This window comes from Burkholderia sp. NLJ2, from assembly GCF_049487195.1.
Taxonomy (GTDB): domain Bacteria; phylum Pseudomonadota; class Gammaproteobacteria; order Burkholderiales; family Burkholderiaceae; genus Burkholderia; species Burkholderia pyrrocinia.
The window spans coordinates 528,104-546,255 of sequence record NZ_CP137810.1 but is presented as its reverse complement, the minus strand read 5'-3'; the positions used below and the strand labels follow the sequence as shown (position 1 = coordinate 546,255).

Genomic DNA, 18,152 nt, shown 5'->3' with positions numbered 1-18,152 from the left:
ACATGACGCGATGATAGCCCTCGCGCCCGCCTTGTGCCGCGCGAGCACCGCTGCCGCGATCGCCGCGCGAATCGCCGCCGCTTCAGTCACCGGCTAACCAGCCTCGCCGACGAATTTCAACGTCCCCGACTCCCCCATCAGCAATTCCCGGTTCGCATCCGCCGCCGCGCGCAGGTAATCCCACAGCGCGGTCACGCGCCGCAGCTTGCGCAGATCCTCGCGGCAGGTCAGCCAGAAGCACCGCGTGACGACCACGTCGTCCGGCAGCACGGGCACCAGCGCCGGCTGCGTGGCCGCCATGAAGCACGGCAGGATCGCGAGCCCGCCGCCCTGCAGCGCCGCGAAATATTGCGCGATCACGCTCGTCGTGCGCAGCCCGGCCGTCGCGCCCGGCACCGCGCGGTCCAGGTACAGCAGTTCGTTGCTGAACGCGAGATCGTCGACATAACTGATGAACGCGTGCCGCGCGAGATCGTCCGTGCACGCGATCGGCGCGTGGTTCGCGAGATAGTCGCGCGTCGCGTAGAGCCGCAACTGGTAGTCGCACAGCTTCGTGAACACGTAAGGCCCGCGCTCCGGCCGCTCGAGCGTGATCGCCAGATCGGCCTCGCGCTTCGGCAGGTTGACGAAATGCGGGACCGGCAGCAGGTCGACCGTCACATGCGGATGCGCGGCGCGAAACTGCGCGAGCTGCGGCGCCAGGAAAAAGCAGCCGAACCCTTCGGTCGACCCGATCCGCACGTGGCCCGACAGCGCCTCGCCGGTGTTCGCGACCTGGTCGCATGCGGACTGCACGGTCGTCTCCATCGCGTCGGCATACGCGACGAGCCGCTGCCCTTCGGCCGTCAGCGTGAAGCCGCCGGAGCGCGACTTGTCGAACAGCAGCGTGCCCATCGCGGCCTCGAGCGCGCGAACGCGCCGCGCGACGGTCGTGTAGTCGACCCCGAGCCGCTTCGCGGCGCCGCTCGCGCGCTGCGTGCGCGCGACTTCGAGGAAGAAACGCAGGTCGTCCCAGTTCAGGTTGCCGGAAACCGGCTCGGTGGCATGTCGCATCGGCGAGGAAAAAGGGCTGGAGTCTCCGGGCCGGCCGTCGATATGCATAAATGCACATCCAACCGGTTTCTTTATCGGTACATGATGAATCTGCGCATAACTATACTCGACCGTGACCTGCGGACCACGAGCCGCGGCACCCACCACGGAGACACCATGCGGACGCGATCCACCCTCGATGAGCATGCGACAGTCGCGACGCCGGCACCCGCCCGCACCGCGAAGCACTACCTGTTGGCCGGCTGGGCCAGCATGGCCGGCACCACGATCGAGTGGTACGACTTCTTCCTCTACGGCACGGCCGCCGCGCTCGTGTTCAACCGCATCTTCTTCCCGTCGCTGGACCCCGTCGTCGGCACGCTCGCCGCATTCGGCACGTTCGCGGTCGGCTTCATCGGGCGGCCGATGGGCGGCATCGTGTTCGGCCACTTCGGCGATCGGATCGGCCGCAAGTCGATGCTGATGATCACGCTGCTGCTGATGGGCGTGCCGAGCATGATCATCGGGCTGATCCCGTCGTACGACAGCATCGGCTACTGGGGCGCCGCGCTGCTGATCGCGATGCGCTTCCTGCAGGGGATGGCCGTCGGCGGCGAATGGGGCGGCGCGGTGCTGATGGCCGTCGAACACGCGCCGAAGGGCCGCAAGGGGCTGTTCGGCAGCCTGCCGCAAACGGGCGTCGGGCTCGGCCTGATCCTGTCGTCGCTCGCGATGGCCGCGGTGGCCGCGCTGCCGGAAGCCGACATGCTGTCGTGGGGCTGGCGCGTGCCGTTCCTCGCGAGCATCGCGCTCGTCGGCCTCGGCTGGTTCATCCGCGCGAAGGTGCCCGAGTCGCCCGACTTCGAGAAGATGCAGCGCCAGGGCAAGGCCGAGAAGTCGCCGGTGACGGCCGCGCTGCGCCGCCATCCGCGCGAGGTGCTGACGATCGTCGGCGCGCGCGCCGCCGAGAACACGTGGTTCTACATGGTCGTCACGTTCGCGCTCGCTTACGCGACCCAGCAGCTCCATCTGCCGAAGGCCGGGATGCTGCACGCGATCACGGCCGGCGCCGCGCTGTCGCTCGTCACGATGCCGCTGTGCGGCCACCTGAGCGACAAGATCGGCCAGCGCCGGATGTTCGCGATCGGCCTCGTGCTGATGTGCGCGTTCGCCGCGCCGTTCTTCATGATGCTCGGCACGCAGCAGACGTCGTATGCGTGGTGGGCGATCGTGCTCGGCCTCGGCGTCGTGTTCCCGATCCTCTATGCGCCGGAAGCGCTGCTGTTCGCGCAGCAGTTCCCGGCGGAAATCCGCTACAGCGGCATCTCGCTGTCCGTGCAGCTGGCCGGCGTGATCGGCGGCGGCTTCGCGCCGATGATCGCGACGTCGCTGCTCAAGGTCGGCGGCGGCCAGCCGCACTACGTGATCGCGTACCTCGTCGGCTTCGGCGTGTTCGCGCTCGGGTGTACTGCACTGATGCGGCCGCCGCGCGCCTGAGCGCGCCAGCCGGTAGCCGACCGGATCCAGTTCGTCCTGCTTGTCCGCCGTGCCTGCACGTGCGGCGGATACGGGCGGCCTTTTTCATCGCAACACCGCTTCCATCCCGGAGAGTTCCATGAACGCCGCAGTTCCCCAGACCACCCTCGCCCTGCCCACCGCCAAGCTGCTGATCGACGGCGCATTCGTCGAATCGCAAAGCACCGAATGGGGCGACATCGTCAACCCCGCGACGCAGGAAACGATCGGCCGCGTGCCGTATGCGACGCTCGACGAGGTCGACGCCGCGATCGCGTCCGCGCAGCGCGCATTCCAGACGTGGAAAACGACGCCGATCGGCGCGCGGCTGCGCATCATGCTGAAGTTCCAGGATCTCGTGCGCCGCAATCTCGAGCGGATCGCGCACACGCTGACGGCCGAGCAAGGCAAGACGCTGCCCGACGCGCAGGGCGATATCTTCCGCGGCCTCGAAGTGGTCGAGCACGCGTGCTCGATCGGCACGCTGCAGCAGGGCGAATTCGCGGAGAACGTCGCGGGCGGCGTCGATACCTACACGCTGCGCCAGCCGATCGGCGTGTGCGCCGGCATCACGCCGTTCAACTTCCCCGGGATGATTCCGCTGTGGATGTTCCCGATGGCGATCGTCTGCGGCAACACGTTCGTGCTGAAGCCGTCGGAACAGGATCCGCTGTCGACGATGCAGCTCGTCGAACTCGCGATCGAGGCCGGCGTGCCGCCCGGCGTGCTGAACGTCGTGCACGGCGGCAAGACGGCGGTCGACCGCCTGTGCACGCATCCTGACATCAAGGCGATCTCGTTCGTCGGCTCGACGCGCGTCGGCACGCACGTGTACAACCTCGGCAGCCAGCACGGCAAGCGCGTGCAGTCGATGATGGGCGCGAAGAACCACGCGGTCGTGTTGCCCGATGCGCATCGCGAGCAGTCGATCAACGCGCTTGTCGGCGCGGGCTTCGGTGCGGCCGGCCAGCGTTGCATGGCGACGTCGGTCGTCGTGCTCGTCGGCCAGGCGCGCGACTGGCTGCCCGAACTCGTCGAGAAGGCGAAGGCGCTGAAGATCAACGCGGGCCACGAGCCGGGCACGGATGTCGGGCCGGTCGTGTCGAAGGCCGCGCATGCGCGCATCACCGCGCTGATCGACGAAGGCGTGAAGGCCGGCGCGAAGCTCGAACTCGACGGCCGCAACGTGAAGGTGCCCGGCTACGAGCACGGCAACTTCGTCGGCCCGACGATCTTCTCGGGCGTGACGACCGACATGTCGATCTACACGGAAGAAATCTTCGGGCCGGTGGTCGTCGTGCTCGAAGCCGACACGCTCGACGAAGCGATCGCGCTCGTCAACCGCAACCCGATGGGCAACGGCGTCGGGCTGTTCACGCAGAGCGGCGCGGCCGCACGCAAGTTCCAGAGCGAGATCGACATCGGCCAGGTCGGCATCAACATCCCGATTCCGGTGCCGGTGCCCTACTTCAGCTTCACGGGCTCGCGCGGCTCGAAGCTCGGCGATCTCGGCCCGTACGGCAAGCAGGTCGTGCAGTTCTACACGCAGACGAAGACGGTCACCGCGCGCTGGTTCGACGACGACGCGACGGCCGGCGGCGTGAACACGACGATCGCGTTGCGCTAATCGAGGGGCTCGCACATGGAAATCGCATTCATCGGGCTCGGCAACATGGGCGGCCCCATGGCCGCCAACCTGCTCAAGGCCGGCCACGCGCTGACGGTGTTCGACCTCGACGCGAACGCAGTCGACGCCGCGGTACGCGCAGGCGCGACGGCGGCCGGCTCGCCGCGCGACGCGGCCGCGCGCGGCACGATCGTGATCACGATGCTGCCGGCCGCGCAGCACGTGCGCGCCGTCTACCTCGGCGACGACGGCGTGCTGGCCGGCGCGCGCGCCGGCGCAACGCTGATCGACTGCAGCACGATCGACCCCGGCACCGTGCGCGCGGTGGCCGAAGCGGCCGCACAGCGCGACTTCCCGCTCGCCGACGCGCCCGTGTCGGGCGGCACCGGCGGCGCGCAGGCCGGCACGCTGACCTTCATGGTCGGCGCGGATGCCGAGCTGTTCGAGCGCATCCGCCCCGTGCTGCTCGACATGGGCAAGAACGTGGTGCATTGCGGCGGCACCGGCACCGGGCAGATCGCGAAGATCTGCAACAACCTGCTGCTCGGGATCTCGATGATGGGCGTGTCGGAAGCGATGGCGCTCGGCGCCGCGCTCGGCATCGAGCCAGCCGTGCTGGCCGGCATCATCAACACGTCGACCGGCCGCTGCTGGAGCGCGGACACCTACAACCCGTATCCGGGCGTGAGCGACACGGCGCCGGCCGCGCGCGGTTATGCGGGCGGCTTCGCGGCGAACCTGATGCTGAAGGATCTCGGGCTCGCGACCGAAGCCGCACGAAGCGCGCATCAGCCGGTGTGGATGGGCGCACTCGCGCAACAGCTTTATCAGTCGATGAGCCAGCAGGGGCTCGGCACGCTCGATTTCTCCGCGTGCGTGAAGCTGTACGAGGCGCAGCCGGCATAACCTGCGCAGCCGACGCCGGACGTGCGCCGACCCGCGATGCGCTTGCGCGTATCGCGGGTCGGATTGCATGCGGGGGAGGAAAACGCAGGTGCCGCTTCAGGCGCCGGCGACGCAACGCCGCCGGTCGTTCACCCGCGCGGGTTCGACGCCGTCTCGAAGGTCGGGTGGCACTCGAATGCGAGTTCGGAGCGTGCGTCGACGCGGCGGCCGCCGGTCAGCGATTCCTGCTTCAGGCTCGCGCGCATCCCGCGCTGCGTGCAGTAGTTGGTGGCTTCGTCGACGGCCTTCGCATGGGCATCGGCCCACGTCGTCGCCACGCCGACCGTGCGCGTCGTCACGGTGAATACGTTCGGGCTCGACGTCGCGGTCACGTCGGAAGCGGTCGAACACGCGGCGAGCAAGCATGCGGCAGCCGCGACGGTCAACCATCGCAGGGTTCGAAAAGAAACTGGAATGAACATGAGGGGCAAGCGCACGCCGTTCGACGTGTATTGAGCAACATAGGCGACAGTATGCCTGCTCGATCGCCGGAGATCATGCCCCTTTCAGTGAACACATTGTTTCGAATGGTTAAACGATCGCAAGCGCAGGCAAGATTTACAGCCCGGCGCCGCGCCCGCTTTCACCCCGTAGGTAGTTTTTTCCCGGCCGGTGCGCCGTTTCGGGCGCTCACGCCCGCAAGCCGGTCGAGGCGTGCGCTTCCTGCGTTGATTCGTCGTCCGCCGCGCAGGTACATCGCTTGCACCATCCACGCGCCCGCCTCCCCGGCGGACAGCATTCTTCCCGCAACCGGCGCTGCGCCCCGCGCGATCCAGCGCGCGGCGGTCCCGCATCGCCAGCAGGCTCCCTGAACGAGAGGACAACATGAAATCAATACGAACACTGATGGCCTTGTGCTCCGTCATTTCCGTGCTCGCGGCATGCGGCGGCGGCAACGACGTCGGCACCGAACTCGGCATCTCGAAGCCGCAGGCGCGCTTCATCAACGCGGTGCCGGCCGGGCCGAATCTCGACTACTACCTGAACGCGAAAATCGACCAGGCCGGCGTCGCGTACAAGGGCGTGACGCGCTATCACGACATCGATTCGGGCACGCAGAACGCGAGCTACGACGTGTCGGGCACGACGGCGACCGTCGCCGCGCAATCGTTCAGCGCGGCAAACGGCCATCACTACACGACGATCGCGCTGCCGAGCACGTCGTCGCCGATCTCCGTGATCGACGATCCGTACAACAAGGGGCTGCTGTCGGACAAGGCGCGCGTGCGCAGCTTCAACGCGTCGCCGAACGCGCAGAACGTCGACGTCTATGTCGTTCCGCCCGGCACCGACATCACGGCGCAAAGCCCGACGCTGGCGGGCGCGGCCTACCAGAACGCGGTGCCGGCATCGACGCAGGATTCGATCTACCTGAACGGCGGCAGCTATCAGGTGATCGTCACGATGGCCGGCAGCAAAACGCCGATCCTCAAGACCGCGCCGGTCACCATCAACAACAACGCCGACTGGCTGCTCGTGACGATTCCGTCGGGCGGGATCGGCGACGTGACGCCGAACGATATTCACGTGCTCGTCGCGCAGGGCAACGACGCCGATACGTCGGCACAGGAACTGGGCCCGCAGTAAGCGCTCCGACGGTCGCGGCGGCCGGTGCGGCAGTGCCGGCCGCCGGGGACCTCGAGCCTCGGCTTCAGTCGACCCGCTCGAGGCGAATCACATGCTCGACGCGCGTACCGTCGCCATGCTCGATATCGACATCGCCGACATGGCGCACGCGCCAGCCCGGCAGCGTCGCGATCTGCGGCAGGTTACCGGACGGTCGGCTCTCGATCCCGCCGAGCCCTTCGTCGGGCGTGTCGACGGCGTCGTCGAGCGACGCGTTCGAATAGATCACGTTGTCGTGCCACTCCGATGCGCCCGTGGCGGCTTCCATGCCCTTGCCGTCGACGTCGACCGTGTTGTCGGTCATCGCCATGTTCGCGTTGTCGAGCGTGACGATCCGGCCGGCGGCCCGGCGCACCGGATCGCCGCTGTCGACCGCGTGCACGCCGACGTCGATCGGCGGCAGGCCGGTCGGCATTTTCGCCGCGATCGCCTCCGGCGTCAGCGGGCGCCGCGCCACCCGGGCGGCGTGGGGTGCCGCGTCGGGCATGTCGCCGGCCGCCGGCGTCTTTCCCGGGTTCTCCTCGATCTGTTCCCGCTGCTTTTGCGGGTCAGGGTTCGATTCCGCGTTCTGCATCGCACCTCCTGTCCGGCCGGCATGCGCTGACTCAAGCCGACGCCGCCGGTCCTGGAATCGCTACAACGGTTCTTGCAAATCTTTCATGAGCACGACCGCGCGCACGCGCGCCACCCGGCGCACGTGCGAAGCCCGCACGGCACTCGACCAGCGAACGGCGCACCCGCGCCGTCCGCCCGACCGGTCAGCCGCCCGGCGCGGAAGCAGGCGCGGAGGCCGCGCCCGGCATGGCCGCGCCGCTTCCGGCCGAGCCGCTGCCCGGCATGCCCGACGGTGCGGTGGACGGTGCGGCCGACATGCCGCTCGCTGCGCCCGAATCGCCGCTGTCGCTCTTCTTCTGGCAGCCTGCGCCTGCCGCCAAGCCCGCAATCAGGATGCCGGCGAAGACAGCTCGCGATATATGACGAAATGAATATCGCTGCATGACACCTCCGCTGATGTCGAAAGGAATGGAGCCCATCGGCGCGCAATTCGCGTGCCGAGCCCGGCCACCGCCGCCGATCGCGTTCCATTCATTTTTCAAATGCCGCCCAGCCGAATATTTAATTTCCCATCACCGGGCCGGCCACCCATACTCGCGAACAAATCCGAGACATAACGTCCACGGCGGCCGGGCCCGCGCTGCGTGCACACGCTGCCGGTTTCGCGCCCCGCACATGGAAGGAGACAACGGCGTGCAACTGGAAGCCACTCACCGCCCGGGCCTCGTGCTCGGCGCGGACGACGCATCGCATCGAACCGACCCGGCCACGCGCGACCCCGCGCTGAGCCCGCGGCTGCACAACCCCGACCTCGCGCCGACCAAGGCCGAGGGCCGGACCTGGGGCCGCTACAGCATCTTTGCGCTGTGGACCAACGACGTGCACAACATCGCGAACTACTCGTTCGCGATCGGGCTGTTCGCGCTCGGCCTGTCGGGCTGGCAGATGCTCGCGTCGCTCGCGATCGGCGCGGTGCTCGTGTACTGCTTCATGAACCTCACCGGCTACATGGGCCAGAAGACCGGCGTGCCGTTCCCGGTGATCAGCCGGATGAGCTTCGGCATCTACGGCGCGCTGCTGCCCGCGATGATCCGCGCGGTGATCGCGATCGCATGGTTCGGCATCCAGACCTATCTCGCGTCCGTCGTGCTGCGCGTGCTGCTCACCGCGATCTGGCCGGGCCTCGCCGCATTCGATCAGAACGCGATCTTCGGGCTGTCGACGCTCGGCTGGATCACGTTCGTCGCGATCTGGCTCGTGCAGATCGGCATCCTCACGTACGGGATGGAAATGGTCCGCAAGTACGAGGGGCTCGCCGGCCCGGTGATCCTCGTCACGACGCTGTCGCTCGCCGCATGGATGTTCAGCCGCACGGGCGGCCATCTCGCGATGTCGATCGGCAAGCCGATGACCGGCCTGAAGATGTGGACGGAGGTCTTCGCGGGCGGTTCGCTGTGGCTCGCGATCTACGGCACGCTGGTGCTCAACTTCTGCGATTTCGCCCGCTCGTCGCCGAGCGCGAAGACGGTGCGGGTCGGCAACTTCTGGGGCCTGCCGGTGAACATCCTGGTGTTCGCGACGGTCAGCTTCGTGCTCGCCGGCGCGCAGTTCAAGCTGAACGGCCACATCATCCACAGCCCGACGGAAATCATCGCGACGGTGCCGAACAAGCTGTTCCTCGTGCTCGGTTGCCTCGCATTCCTGATCGTGACGGTCGCCGTGAACATCATGGCGAACTTCGTCGCGCCGGCCTTCGTGCTGACGAGCCTCGCGCCGCACCGCCTGTCGTTCCGCCGCGCGGGCCTGATCAGCGCGACGATCGCCGTGCTGATCCTGCCGTGGAACCTGTACAACAGCCCGATCGTGATCGTCTATTTCCTGTCCGGCCTCGGCGCGCTGCTCGGCCCGCTGTACGGGATCATCACGGTCGACTACTGGCTCGTGCGCAAGCAGCGCGTGAACGTGCCCGATCTCTATACCGAAGCGCCGACCGGTGCCTATTTCTACACGCGCGGCGTGAACCGCAAGGCACTCGCGGCGCTCGTGCCGTCCGCGCTGATCTCGATCACGCTCGCCGTCGTGCCGGCCTTCAGCGCGATGACGCCGTTCTCCTGGCTGCTCGGCGCGGCCATCGCGGGCAGCGTGTACTGGCTGCTGGCCGATCGCAAACGGCAATACGACGAGCGCTCGGGCGAACCCATCGCGGTCGCCTGCGCGCAACACTGAACACACGCATAGGAGTCACGATGAGGATCCTGGTAGTCAACGTCAACACGACCGAGTCGATCACCGACGCGATCGCCGCGCAGGCGCAGGCCGCCGCGTCGCCCGGCACCGAGATCGTCGGGCTGACGCCGCGCTTCGGCGCGGAGTCGGTCGAAGGCAACTTCGAGAGCTATCTCGCGGCGATCGCCGTGATGGATCGCGTGTTGAGCTACGACGAGCCGTACGACGCGGTGATCCAGGCCGGCTACGGCGAACATGGCCGCGAAGGCCTGCAGGAACTGCTGACGGTGCCGGTCGTCGACATCACCGAAGCGGCCGCGAGCATCGCGATGCTGCTCGGCCATCGCTACTCGGTCGTCACGACGCTCGACCGCACGGTGCCGCTGATCGAGGATCGCCTGAAGCTCGCCGGGCTCGACGCACGCTGCGCGTCGGTGCGCGCGAGCGGCCTCGCGGTGCTCGAACTCGAAGAGAACCCGGCCCGCGCGATCGAGTCGATCGTCGGCCAGGCGCAGCGCGCGGTGAAGGACGATCACGCGGAAGTGATCTGCCTCGGCTGCGGCGGGATGGCCGGCCTCGACCGGCAGATCGAGGAATGCACGGGCGTGCCGGTGGTCGACGGCGTGTCGGCCGCGGTCGCGCTCGCCGAGTCGCTGGTGCGCCTGAAGCTGAAGACGTCGAAGGTTCGCACGTACGCGCCGCCGCGTCCGAAGCGGATCGTCGGCTGGCCGGGAACCTTCGCAAAATGACGGGCCGCCGTCCGGCTGGCGCGTCGCGCTCGGGCATTGCGTCGCCGGGAGGCGTATCGGCATGCGGGATCCACTAGACCCGAACGCCCTGCCCCGCAACGCGTCCGTTACGACGGACGTGCTCGACGTGCTGGATGCGCGGCTGATGCGCATCCTGCTCGTGCTGCTGACCGAGCGCACCGTGTCGCGTGCGGCCGTGCGGCTGAACATGTCGCAGCCGGCGACGAGCGCCGCGCTCAAGCGGCTGCGCACGCTGCTCGGCGATCCGCTGCTGGTGCGCAGCCGCTACGGGATGGTGCCGACCGAATTCGGCGCGCGGCTGATCGAACCGCTGCGCAACGCGCTGCGCGTGATCGACTTCATCCGCATCCAGCAGCCGACGTTCGACGCGCGCACGTCGGTGCGCACCTACCGGATCGGCTGCCCCGACTACCTGAACGTGCTGTTCGTGCCGAAGCTCGTCGCGCTGTTCCGCGAACGTGCGCCGAACGCTCAGCTCGTGTTCCATCCGCTCGGCGACGGTTTCGATGACGAGCGCGCACTCGCCGACGGCGAGCTCGACGTCGTGATCGACAATCGCCCTGCCCGTTCGTCGCGGTTCCGGCAGGACGACCTGTTCGACGACCGCGTCGTGTGCCTGATGCGCGCGACGCATTCGCTCGCACGGCGCGGCGCGATGACAGCCGCCGATTTCGCGGCAGCGCCGCAGCTGTGTCCGACGCCGTCGTGGCTCGAAGCGTCCGGCGCGATCGACCGGCAGCTCGATCGTGTCGGGCTGCTGCGGCGAATCGTCGTGACGCTGCCGCACTTCGAACTCGCCGCGCATGCGCTCGTGCGCTCCGACATGATCCTGACCACCACGTACCGGCTCGCACGGCACTACGCGAAACTGCTGCCGCTCGCCGCCGTCGTGCTGCCGGTCGAACCGCCCGACATCGTGTACCGGATGACGTGGAACGAATCGGGGTCGTGCGTCGACGGCGTGCGCTGGCTGCGCGGGCTGATCGCCGAAGCGACGCGCGGCTGGCTCGATGCCGAGGCCGCGCTGCCGGCGGTTGCGGCGGTTGCGGCGGTTGCGGACGCAACCGTATCGGCAACGCCCGCGTCCGAACCGCTGCGCCCGCCGCGAGCACGCAAGGCAACGCACTGCCGCGCTTCGCGCCGTCCGCTTGTCGCGCGCGCCGCGCGTCGTCTGCGCCCCACGACGAAGTCGCACTGAACCGCCAGCGAACCGCCGCGAACGCACGTCGTGTCGTGTCGCCGCACGCGCATCGCACCAGTTGTCATCGCATCGATCGCTCCGGCACTCCGCGTAGCCTGCTCATGGCCGACACATCGGCTATCCAGCGCGATACGCAAGCCCGATCGGGCCTTTCCTCTGCCGTCCTCTGCACGTCACCGACCGCATGTCAGACTGATCCTATTTACCCGTGCCGGTCCGCCCTTGCACAACGGCGACGCTTCGTCATGCACTTCTCCAACAACAAACCCTGCCACCGGCAGCACACCGAGGAATCCCCGATGAAACACCCGCTGATTGCCATCACGCTCCCGATCGCATTGCTTGCCAGCTCCGCCGCAATGGCCGACACGCAGGATTGCGCCACGCGCATCCGCGCGCTGCAGACACAAATCGACTACGCGAAGCTGCACGGCAATACGCAACAGGCAATGCACCGTATGCGATCCACGACCGACGTCCTTCAGAGTAAATTGGTGGAGCGCCTTGAGGTCGGTGACCCGGTTTCTTGGTAGGCTTCATTTCGGCGGTTCTCCTATCTGCGAGCGTGGTCTTGGAATCCGATTTTCTCGGATTCCTGCGGGAACCGCCGCCTCCAACCTTCAACTATTTTGGGACTTCGCCCAATGTCAGACGACGAATCGATACACGCGTATCCAGGGGAAGAATCCATTTTCAATTGCACGTGCTGTGGTCACGAGACGAGGAGAATCACGGGCGAACTACATCAAGACAATTCAGTTGTTGGTGTCTACTTCGTCCAATGGGCGATCGGAAGGCCGGACCATCCACCGACCATTGACCTTGTGTTAGGCGACTGGGGGGAAAGCGCCGGGCCTGCCGACCGCGTCTTGGTTTCATTGATCTATATGCCGCGCAAGAGAGGCGGTGCTGTCTCCATCGTGAACGCCGCGGAACGCGGTGTTGATATTTCCACCTTATTTGAATTCGCGCTTGCCCGAGAGCAGGTCATCGGTACGCCGCTGGCCCCGTTGGTGTTTCAGATTATCGATGCGCTCTGGATCACCGAGCCACGAATCGCAGAGGTCAAAGCACTAGACAACGTCGTGTAGATCAACCTCCTGGTGCTTCATCAACAACCAGACGCCGTTCCCATCCCAGGCGAGGATCTTGACTCGATCGCGACGTCGAGAAGGCGCAGCGCAAGCTGCGCGACGCGACCCGATCTGCGCGCCGCGCGCGGCATCAGCCGTGGCGCGCGATCATCATGCATGCCCCGGACGCCCCGCTACGCGTCGCGCATCGGTTGCGCAAGCAACTTGTATGAAACGACGGACGCAACGAGCGCAAGCACGCCGCTCACCATGAGCGCATCGGCGAACCCACTCGCGAACGCGACGGGTGCCGCCTTTGCGAGCATGCCGGCGGCCGACGGCGGCACGCGGTCGAGCGCCTGCGCCAGATCGCCGGCCAGCAGGCTCGACATGAACGGCGCGTCGGCGAACGCGCGCAGGCCTGACGCGGCCGACAGCAAACTGTCGAGCCGCGCATGCGTGCTCGCCGCCAGCACCGCGCCGAGCACGCCGACGGCCGTCACGATCGCCGAGAAGCGCGTCGTCGTGCTGATGCCCGACGCCATGCCCGTGCGATCCGGCGGCACGCACGCCATGATCGCCTTCTGCGTATCGCCGTTCATGATCCCGGCACCGCAGCCCGTCACGAACATGCCGATCGCGACGAGCCGGTAGTCGCCGCTGGCCGTCAGCGCCGCGGTCGCGAGATTGCCCGCGCCGATCAGCGCGAGCCCGCCCGCCAGCACGCCGCCGGACGACACGCGCGCGGCGAGCGACGCGCCGAGCGACGGCCCGGCGATCATCGCGAACGCGAACGGCAGCATCCCGAGCCCCGCGTCGATCGCCGACATCCCGAATGCGTTCTGCAGGTACAGCGGCAGGAACGTCATCATCACCTGTGCGCACGCCGCATAGCCGAACATCGCGAGCACGGCGCCGACGAAACGCGGCTGGCGGAACAGCGCGAGATCGATCATCGGCCGTGCCTGCCAGCGCTCGGCGCCGATGAACGCGGCAAACAGCGCGACGGCCAGCGCGAGGCGGCCGAGCGTCGCGGCCGACAGCCAGCCGTGCGACGGCGCGCCGATCAGCGCCGCGATCGCGCAGGCGAGCGCCGCGCCGAACAGCAGGCTGCCGGCCGCGTCCACGCGTTTCGCGTGCGGATCGCGCGATTCGTCGATCGCCACGCGCGCGCCAATCGCCAGCAGCGCGCAGACGGGCAGGTTCAGCAGGAACACCCAGCGCCAGCCGATCCATTGCGTGATCGCGCCGCCGACGAGCGGCGCGATTGACGTCGCGATCCCCATGCACATTCCCCAGATCGCCCATGCGCGCGCCCGTTCGCGCCCGTCCGGAAAGCGGTTTGCGATCACGGCAAGCGCGGCCGTCAGCAGCAGCGCGGCGCCGCCGCCCTTCACCGCGCGTGCGGCGATCAACCAGCCGGCCGACGGCGCGACGCCGCAGCCGAGCGACGCGACGAAAAAGAGCGCGAGCCCGGCACCGAGCATCCGCTTGCGGCCGAAGCGGTCGGCGAGCCCGCCGGCCGGCAGCAGGCACGCGGCGAACGCGGTCATGTACGCGCTGACGACCCATTCGATATCGGCGAAGCTCGCATGAAAACTGCGCGCGATGCTCGGCAGCGACACGGCCACGACGTTGGTGTCGAGCACGATCAGCGAACAGGTCGCCGACGCGACGGCGAGCGTCGCGGCGGCCGGCATGCGGGCGCCCGCATGCGGGGCGGCGGCCGCGCCCGCGCGCGACGCCGGTGAGGACTGGGACATCGGCAACTCCGGAACAGGATGAACGAGCCGTATGCTAGGCTTGTCCGGTATTGCGTGTCATTGACACTCCGATGCTGTTTTATTGACGAAAATTGCAATCATGGACCGGCTCGAATTCCGTCACGTGCGTGCGTTCCTGAGCGTCGCGCAGCACCTGCATTTCGCCCGCGCGGCCGATGCGCTCGACATGGCGCCGCCCGCGCTCACGCGGCAGATCCAGGAAGCCGAACGCGTGCTCGGCGTGCGGCTCTTTCACCGGTCGCGCCGCGCGGTCACGCTGAGCGCGGCCGGCGAGGCCTATCTCGCCGAGGCCAGTGCCGCGTTCGAGCACCTGCAGCGCGGCCGCGAACTCGCCGCGCTGGCCGAGCGCGGCGAACTGGGCCGGATCGAGATCGGCTACGTATCGTCCGCCGTCTATTCGGGCACGCTGCAGCGCACGGTCGGCGCGTTCCGCGCCGCGCACCCGCGCATCGAACTGAACCTGCGCGAAGTGCCGATGGACGACGTCGCGAAGCAGCTCGACGCGGGCCGGCTCGATCTCGCGTACGTGCGCCCGCCGCTGCCGCTGCCCGGCGGCCTGCGGATCGTCACGCTGCAGCGCGACGTGTTCGTCGCGGCCGTGCCGGCCGATTCGCGCTACGCGTCGATGGCGGCCGTGCGCGCGGCCGACCTCGCCGACGCGCGCTTCGCGGTGCCCGAACAGGAGCTCGGCACGCTCGAAGTCGCGCGCCGCGGCCGCTTCGCGCCGGTGATCGCCGCGCGGCCTGGCGGCTTGCTCGCGGTGCTCGCGTGCGTGTCCGTGAACGGCTGGGTCGCCGTGATTCCCGATGCGCTGGCCGGTTGCGTGTCGTTGCCGGGCGTCGTGTACCGGCCGATCGCCGGCAAGCCGATCATGTCGGAACTCGCGCTCGCACACCGGCGGTTCGAAAAGGCGCCGGCGGTGCGGGCGTTCCTGCGCACGGTTTCGCCGGCCGCATAAGCCGCCCACGCGCGCCCGGCCGTCGCCGCGCGAATATGCATTTCACGATTCGATGTTTGTCGGCCGGAAACCGATTCCGTAACCTGCCCGGCAGCCGCGCCGCTCGCGCGCGGATCACCGAGGACACGCATCCGATGAACCCCTCTTCCGCCACAGCACGCCGCCGCGTGCTGCAGCGTCTTGCCGCCCTCGCCGCCGCGCCGCTCGCCGGCGGCATCGCACTGCCCGCCGATGCGGCCGACGCCGACCTGTCGGGCGTCACGCTCGTGCTCGGCGACCAGGCCGGCGGCCTGCGCGCACTGGCCGAAGCCGCGCACGTGCTCGACGGCACGCCATACCGGTTCCGCTGGGCCAACTTCCAGGGTGCCGCGCCGCTGTTCGAGGCACAGCGCGCGGGCGCGATCGATCTCGCACCGGCCGGCGACCTGCCCGTGCTGACGGCCGCGCTCGGCGATCCGTCGTTGCGGATCGTCGCGACCCGCGTCGGCTCGCCGACGTCGCTCGGCATCGTCGTGCAGCCCGACTCGCCGGTCCGCACCGTTGCCGACCTGAAAGGGCAAACCGTCGTCGTGTCGTCCGCGCGCGGCAGCATTTCCCAATACCAGCTGTACGGTGCGCTGCGCGAGCACGGCCTGGCACCGCGCGACGTCGACGTGCGTTTCGTGCTGCCCGTCGATGCGTTCGCCGCGTTCGAGGCCCGGCGGATCGCCATCTGGGCGACGTTCGACCCGTACTACGGTCATGCGGTCCGACGCGGCGCGCGCATCGTGCGCGACGGCAGCGGCATCAATTCGGGGCTCGCGTTCCTCACGTCGCCGGTCGACACGCTCGACGACCGCGCGAAACGCGCGGCGCTCGCGGACGTGCTCGCCCGGCTCACCCGCGCGGGCCAATGGGCGCTCGCGCACCCGGCCGACTATGCGAACGTCTATGCGTCGCTGACGCGCCTGCCGCCCGACGCCGCTGCGGACATCGCTCGCCGGGCTGCGCTTGCGCAACGCAGCCTCAGCAGCGCCGACATCGACGTGCTGCAACGCGTCGCCGATCGCGCGGCGGCCGATGCAATCCTGCCGCGGCGCGTCGACGTCGCGTCGATCGCGATCCGGAATCTGTCCGCGGGATAGAGACGGCGTGCGCGGGCGGCACCGCAACGCGACGGACTACGCTCAGCGCGGCTTCGACATGTCGAGATCCGGCACGTCGTCGCCGAAGGTCGAAGCGACGAGCGTACGCATCGCGGCGATCAGCAGCGTCGGCCCCGACTGATTGAACGTGCAGCGCTCGCCGGCGGCCGGCACCGCACGGTGCAGCACGGCCCGCCACGCGCCGCGCCCGCCGTCGCGCTCGAACGCGGCGAACGGCAGGCGCTCGACGATCGGGCCGCCGTCTACCCACGACGACGACGGCTCGAACGACACGCTCGCGCCGCCCGCCTCGCGGATCGCCCGGCATGCGCCGTCGGCGACGCACGGCGCGCCGAGACCTTCGGCCATCGCCACCCAGTAGTCCAGCGCTGCGCCGGTCAGGTCCTGAACTTGCATCGCGCCCTCCGTCGACATCGAAAACCTCGCCCTGGCGCCTGCGCGCCCGCCGTCGACGAACCACGTCCCGACGGTGAAACAGGCGGCCGCGCGCCCCGCGCATCGGTATTACGAATCGTCGATTTCTGCATACAATGATCGTAACGCCTGTCGTCCGGCCTGCGGTGGACGACAACCGGATCAATACGGTGCAGCGCAGGCCGGATCTCTCGGGGGACGCATGCCCACGCACGCCAGAAAGCCGCTGGTCTCGCTCGTCGTGCCGTTTCACGACGAAGACGAAACGATCGACGCGTTCTTTGCCGAAACGCTGCCCGTCCTCGAGTCGGTCGACACGGTCCGCTTCGAGATCGTCTGCATCAACGACGGCAGCCGCGATCGCACGCTCGACCGGCTGCGTGCGGTCATGGCCGGCGACCCGCGCGTGCGCGTCGTCGATCTCACGCGCCGCTTCGGCAAGGAGGCCGCGCTCACCGCCGGCCTCGACGAAGCGGCCGGCGCCGCGGCGATCCTGATCGACGCCGACCTGCAGGACCCGCCCGCGTTGATCCCCGCCATGGTCGAGCGCTGGCTCGCGGGCGCCGAGGTCGTTGCCGCGAAGCGCACCGACCGCAGGTGCGATCCGTTGATGCAGCGCGTGGCCGCCGCGCTCTACTACCGCGTGCACAACCGGCTCTCCGAAGTCGAGATGCCGGAGAACGTCGGCGATTTCCGGCTGATGGACCGTCAGGTCGTCGACACGCTGCGCGCGCTGCCCGAGCGGCGACGTTTCATGAAAGGCCTGTTCGCGTGGGTCGGCTTTCGCATCGAGATCATCGAGTACACGCGCGCGCCGCGCAGCGGCGGCCGGTCGAAGTTCTCCGGATGGAAGCGCTGGAACTTCGCGCTCGAAGGCATCACGAGCTTCAGCACGGTGCCGCTGCGCGTGTGGACCTATGTCGGCCTCACGTTCGCGATGCTCGCGCTCGTATACGGCGCGTTCATCGTCGTGCACACGCTGCTGCTGGGCAACCCGGTGCATGGCTACGCGTCGCTGATTTCCGTCGTGCTGTTCATCGGCGGCATCCAGCTGATCGGCATCGGCGTGATCGGCGAATACCTCGGCCGCATCTATCACGAATCGAAGCAGCGCCCGGTCTATCTGGTGCGATCGCGCTACCGCGCCGAGCGGGATGCCGCCGCGCTTCCGGCGTCGAAGCTGCTGCAGTTCCCGCTCAAGCGCACGCACGCGGCCCGTCGCCGGCCGGCCACGCCCGCGGCCGCCGGCCACGGCGCCAGGAAAATCTCCGTCAAGTAACC

At 68.5% G+C, this 18,152-nt stretch carries 19 protein-coding genes; 13 read left to right on the top strand and 6 right to left on the bottom strand.

The genetic code is table 11. The features are described 5' to 3' along the window. Positions 1 to 93 precede the first annotated feature (93 nt). Positions 94 to 1,053, bottom strand: a complete 960-nt coding sequence (locus R9B84_RS24850; RefSeq protein ID WP_423762685.1) for a LysR family transcriptional regulator — start codon at positions 1,051 to 1,053, stop codon at positions 94 to 96. 156 nt (positions 1,054 to 1,209) lie between these two features. Here R9B84_RS24850 and R9B84_RS24845 point away from each other — a divergent pair, with 156 nt between their 5' ends. The 3 genes from R9B84_RS24845 to mmsB all read left to right on the top strand — a co-directional run bounded on the left by R9B84_RS24845 (position 1,210) and on the right by mmsB (position 5,080). Beyond that, positions 1,210 to 2,529, top strand: coding sequence for an MFS transporter (locus tag R9B84_RS24845; RefSeq protein WP_423762684.1), 1,320 nt, complete (start codon positions 1,210 to 1,212; stop codon positions 2,527 to 2,529). 118 nt (positions 2,530 to 2,647) lie between these two features. Next, on the top strand, positions 2,648 to 4,174 hold the full coding sequence (locus tag R9B84_RS24840) for a CoA-acylating methylmalonate-semialdehyde dehydrogenase (RefSeq protein ID WP_423762683.1): 1,527 nt from the start codon (positions 2,648 to 2,650) through the stop codon (positions 4,172 to 4,174). Positions 4,175 to 4,189: 15 nt separating this feature from the next. Beyond that, positions 4,190 to 5,080 carry a 3-hydroxyisobutyrate dehydrogenase gene (mmsB, locus tag R9B84_RS24835; protein ID WP_423762682.1) on the top strand — a complete coding sequence of 297 codons (891 nt, stop codon included), beginning with the start codon at positions 4,190 to 4,192 and terminating at the stop codon, positions 5,078 to 5,080. A 128-nt stretch (positions 5,081 to 5,208) separates the two neighbouring features. On the opposite strand, the gene R9B84_RS24830 is transcribed toward mmsB, so the two are convergent. Further along, positions 5,209 to 5,541 (bottom strand): hypothetical protein, encoded by a 333-nt coding sequence (locus R9B84_RS24830; protein WP_423762681.1) that lies wholly within the window; start codon positions 5,539 to 5,541, stop codon positions 5,209 to 5,211. Positions 5,542 to 5,944: 403 nt separating this feature from the next. Between R9B84_RS24830 and R9B84_RS24825 the strand changes: the two genes are divergently transcribed. Next, complete coding sequence (locus R9B84_RS24825; protein ID WP_423762680.1) at positions 5,945 to 6,706, top strand: DUF4397 domain-containing protein; 762 nt, start codon at positions 5,945 to 5,947, stop codon at positions 6,704 to 6,706. 64 nt (positions 6,707 to 6,770) lie between these two features. Here R9B84_RS24825 and R9B84_RS24820 read toward each other — a convergent pair whose 3' ends face one another. Beyond that, positions 6,771 to 7,319: a DUF3005 domain-containing protein gene (locus tag R9B84_RS24820; protein WP_423762679.1), complete on the bottom strand. Its 549-nt coding sequence runs from the start codon at positions 7,317 to 7,319 to the stop codon at positions 6,771 to 6,773. Positions 7,320 to 7,546: 227 nt separating this feature from the next. On the opposite strand from R9B84_RS24820, the gene R9B84_RS24815 reads away from it, so the two are divergent. From R9B84_RS24815 to R9B84_RS24790, 6 genes are all read left to right on the top strand, one after another. Next, entirely contained in the window at positions 7,547 to 7,723 is a 177-nt protein-coding gene (locus tag R9B84_RS24815; protein ID WP_423762678.1) for a hypothetical protein, read from the top strand. Positions 7,724 to 7,975: 252 nt separating this feature from the next. Then, complete coding sequence (locus R9B84_RS24810; RefSeq protein WP_423762677.1) at positions 7,976 to 9,526, top strand: NCS1 family nucleobase:cation symporter-1; 1,551 nt, start codon at positions 7,976 to 7,978, stop codon at positions 9,524 to 9,526. 20 nt (positions 9,527 to 9,546) lie between these two features. Then, entirely contained in the window at positions 9,547 to 10,275 is a 729-nt protein-coding gene (locus R9B84_RS24805; protein WP_042978255.1) for an aspartate/glutamate racemase family protein, read from the top strand. Between the two features lie 61 nt (positions 10,276 to 10,336). Next, positions 10,337 to 11,494 carry a LysR substrate-binding domain-containing protein gene (locus tag R9B84_RS24800; protein WP_423762676.1) on the top strand — a complete coding sequence of 386 codons (1,158 nt, stop codon included), beginning with the start codon at positions 10,337 to 10,339 and terminating at the stop codon, positions 11,492 to 11,494. 302 nt (positions 11,495 to 11,796) lie between these two features. Continuing rightward, complete coding sequence (locus tag R9B84_RS24795) at positions 11,797 to 12,030, top strand: DUF1090 family protein (RefSeq protein ID WP_423762675.1); 234 nt, start codon at positions 11,797 to 11,799, stop codon at positions 12,028 to 12,030. Positions 12,031 to 12,141: 111 nt separating this feature from the next. Then, positions 12,142 to 12,588 carry a hypothetical protein gene (locus R9B84_RS24790; RefSeq protein ID WP_423762674.1) on the top strand — a complete coding sequence of 149 codons (447 nt, stop codon included), beginning with the start codon at positions 12,142 to 12,144 and terminating at the stop codon, positions 12,586 to 12,588. Here the strand turns inward: R9B84_RS24790 and R9B84_RS24785 are convergent. Next, complete coding sequence (locus tag R9B84_RS24785; RefSeq protein WP_423763571.1) at positions 12,571 to 12,645, bottom strand: hypothetical protein; 75 nt, start codon at positions 12,643 to 12,645, stop codon at positions 12,571 to 12,573. The genes R9B84_RS24790 and R9B84_RS24785 overlap by 18 nt on opposite strands. A 119-nt stretch (positions 12,646 to 12,764) precedes the next feature. Further along, positions 12,765 to 14,333: an MFS transporter gene (locus R9B84_RS24780; protein ID WP_423762673.1), complete on the bottom strand. Its 1,569-nt coding sequence runs from the start codon at positions 14,331 to 14,333 to the stop codon at positions 12,765 to 12,767. A gap of 100 nt (positions 14,334 to 14,433) precedes the next feature. On the opposite strand from R9B84_RS24780, the gene R9B84_RS24775 reads away from it, so the two are divergent. After that, complete coding sequence (locus R9B84_RS24775) at positions 14,434 to 15,312, top strand: LysR substrate-binding domain-containing protein (RefSeq protein WP_423762672.1); 879 nt, start codon at positions 14,434 to 14,436, stop codon at positions 15,310 to 15,312. 134 nt (positions 15,313 to 15,446) lie between these two features. Then, positions 15,447 to 16,436, top strand: coding sequence for an ABC transporter substrate-binding protein (locus R9B84_RS24770; protein WP_423762671.1), 990 nt, complete (start codon positions 15,447 to 15,449; stop codon positions 16,434 to 16,436). A gap of 42 nt (positions 16,437 to 16,478) precedes the next feature. Here R9B84_RS24770 and R9B84_RS24765 read toward each other — a convergent pair whose 3' ends face one another. Next, positions 16,479 to 16,853 (bottom strand): phage protein NinX family protein, encoded by a 375-nt coding sequence (locus R9B84_RS24765; RefSeq protein WP_423762670.1) that lies wholly within the window; start codon positions 16,851 to 16,853, stop codon positions 16,479 to 16,481. 220 nt (positions 16,854 to 17,073) lie between these two features. On the opposite strand from R9B84_RS24765, the gene R9B84_RS24760 reads away from it, so the two are divergent. After that, positions 17,074 to 18,150, top strand: coding sequence for a glycosyltransferase family 2 protein (locus R9B84_RS24760; RefSeq protein ID WP_423762669.1), 1,077 nt, complete (start codon positions 17,074 to 17,076; stop codon positions 18,148 to 18,150). Positions 18,151 to 18,152: the final 2 nt, after the last annotated feature.

What these genes read in the sequence shown, in the direction of transcription:
- R9B84_RS24850 (WP_423762685.1), bottom strand. Translation starts at nt 1,053, where the DNA reads ATGCGACATGCCACCGAGCCGGTTTCCGGCAACCTGAACTGGGACGAC.
- R9B84_RS24845 (WP_423762684.1), top strand. Translation starts at nt 1,210, where the DNA reads ATGCGGACGCGATCCACCCTCGATGAGCATGCGACAGTCGCGACGCCG.
- R9B84_RS24840 (WP_423762683.1), top strand. Translation starts at nt 2,648, where the DNA reads ATGAACGCCGCAGTTCCCCAGACCACCCTCGCCCTGCCCACCGCCAAG.
- mmsB (WP_423762682.1), top strand. Translation starts at nt 4,190, where the DNA reads ATGGAAATCGCATTCATCGGGCTCGGCAACATGGGCGGCCCCATGGCC.
- R9B84_RS24830 (WP_423762681.1), bottom strand. Translation starts at nt 5,541, where the DNA reads ATGTTCATTCCAGTTTCTTTTCGAACCCTGCGATGGTTGACCGTCGCG.
- R9B84_RS24825 (WP_423762680.1), top strand. Translation starts at nt 5,945, where the DNA reads ATGAAATCAATACGAACACTGATGGCCTTGTGCTCCGTCATTTCCGTG.
- R9B84_RS24820 (WP_423762679.1), bottom strand. Translation starts at nt 7,319, where the DNA reads ATGCAGAACGCGGAATCGAACCCTGACCCGCAAAAGCAGCGGGAACAG.
- R9B84_RS24815 (WP_423762678.1), top strand. Translation starts at nt 7,547, where the DNA reads ATGGCCGCGCCGCTTCCGGCCGAGCCGCTGCCCGGCATGCCCGACGGT.
- R9B84_RS24810 (WP_423762677.1), top strand. Translation starts at nt 7,976, where the DNA reads ATGGAAGGAGACAACGGCGTGCAACTGGAAGCCACTCACCGCCCGGGC.
- R9B84_RS24805 (WP_042978255.1), top strand. Translation starts at nt 9,547, where the DNA reads ATGAGGATCCTGGTAGTCAACGTCAACACGACCGAGTCGATCACCGAC.
- R9B84_RS24800 (WP_423762676.1), top strand. Translation starts at nt 10,337, where the DNA reads ATGCGGGATCCACTAGACCCGAACGCCCTGCCCCGCAACGCGTCCGTT.
- R9B84_RS24795 (WP_423762675.1), top strand. Translation starts at nt 11,797, where the DNA reads ATGAAACACCCGCTGATTGCCATCACGCTCCCGATCGCATTGCTTGCC.
- R9B84_RS24790 (WP_423762674.1), top strand. Translation starts at nt 12,142, where the DNA reads ATGTCAGACGACGAATCGATACACGCGTATCCAGGGGAAGAATCCATT.
- R9B84_RS24780 (WP_423762673.1), bottom strand. Translation starts at nt 14,333, where the DNA reads ATGTCCCAGTCCTCACCGGCGTCGCGCGCGGGCGCGGCCGCCGCCCCG.
- R9B84_RS24775 (WP_423762672.1), top strand. Translation starts at nt 14,434, where the DNA reads ATGGACCGGCTCGAATTCCGTCACGTGCGTGCGTTCCTGAGCGTCGCG.
- R9B84_RS24770 (WP_423762671.1), top strand. Translation starts at nt 15,447, where the DNA reads ATGAACCCCTCTTCCGCCACAGCACGCCGCCGCGTGCTGCAGCGTCTT.
- R9B84_RS24765 (WP_423762670.1), bottom strand. Translation starts at nt 16,853, where the DNA reads ATGCAAGTTCAGGACCTGACCGGCGCAGCGCTGGACTACTGGGTGGCG.
- R9B84_RS24760 (WP_423762669.1), top strand. Translation starts at nt 17,074, where the DNA reads ATGCCCACGCACGCCAGAAAGCCGCTGGTCTCGCTCGTCGTGCCGTTT.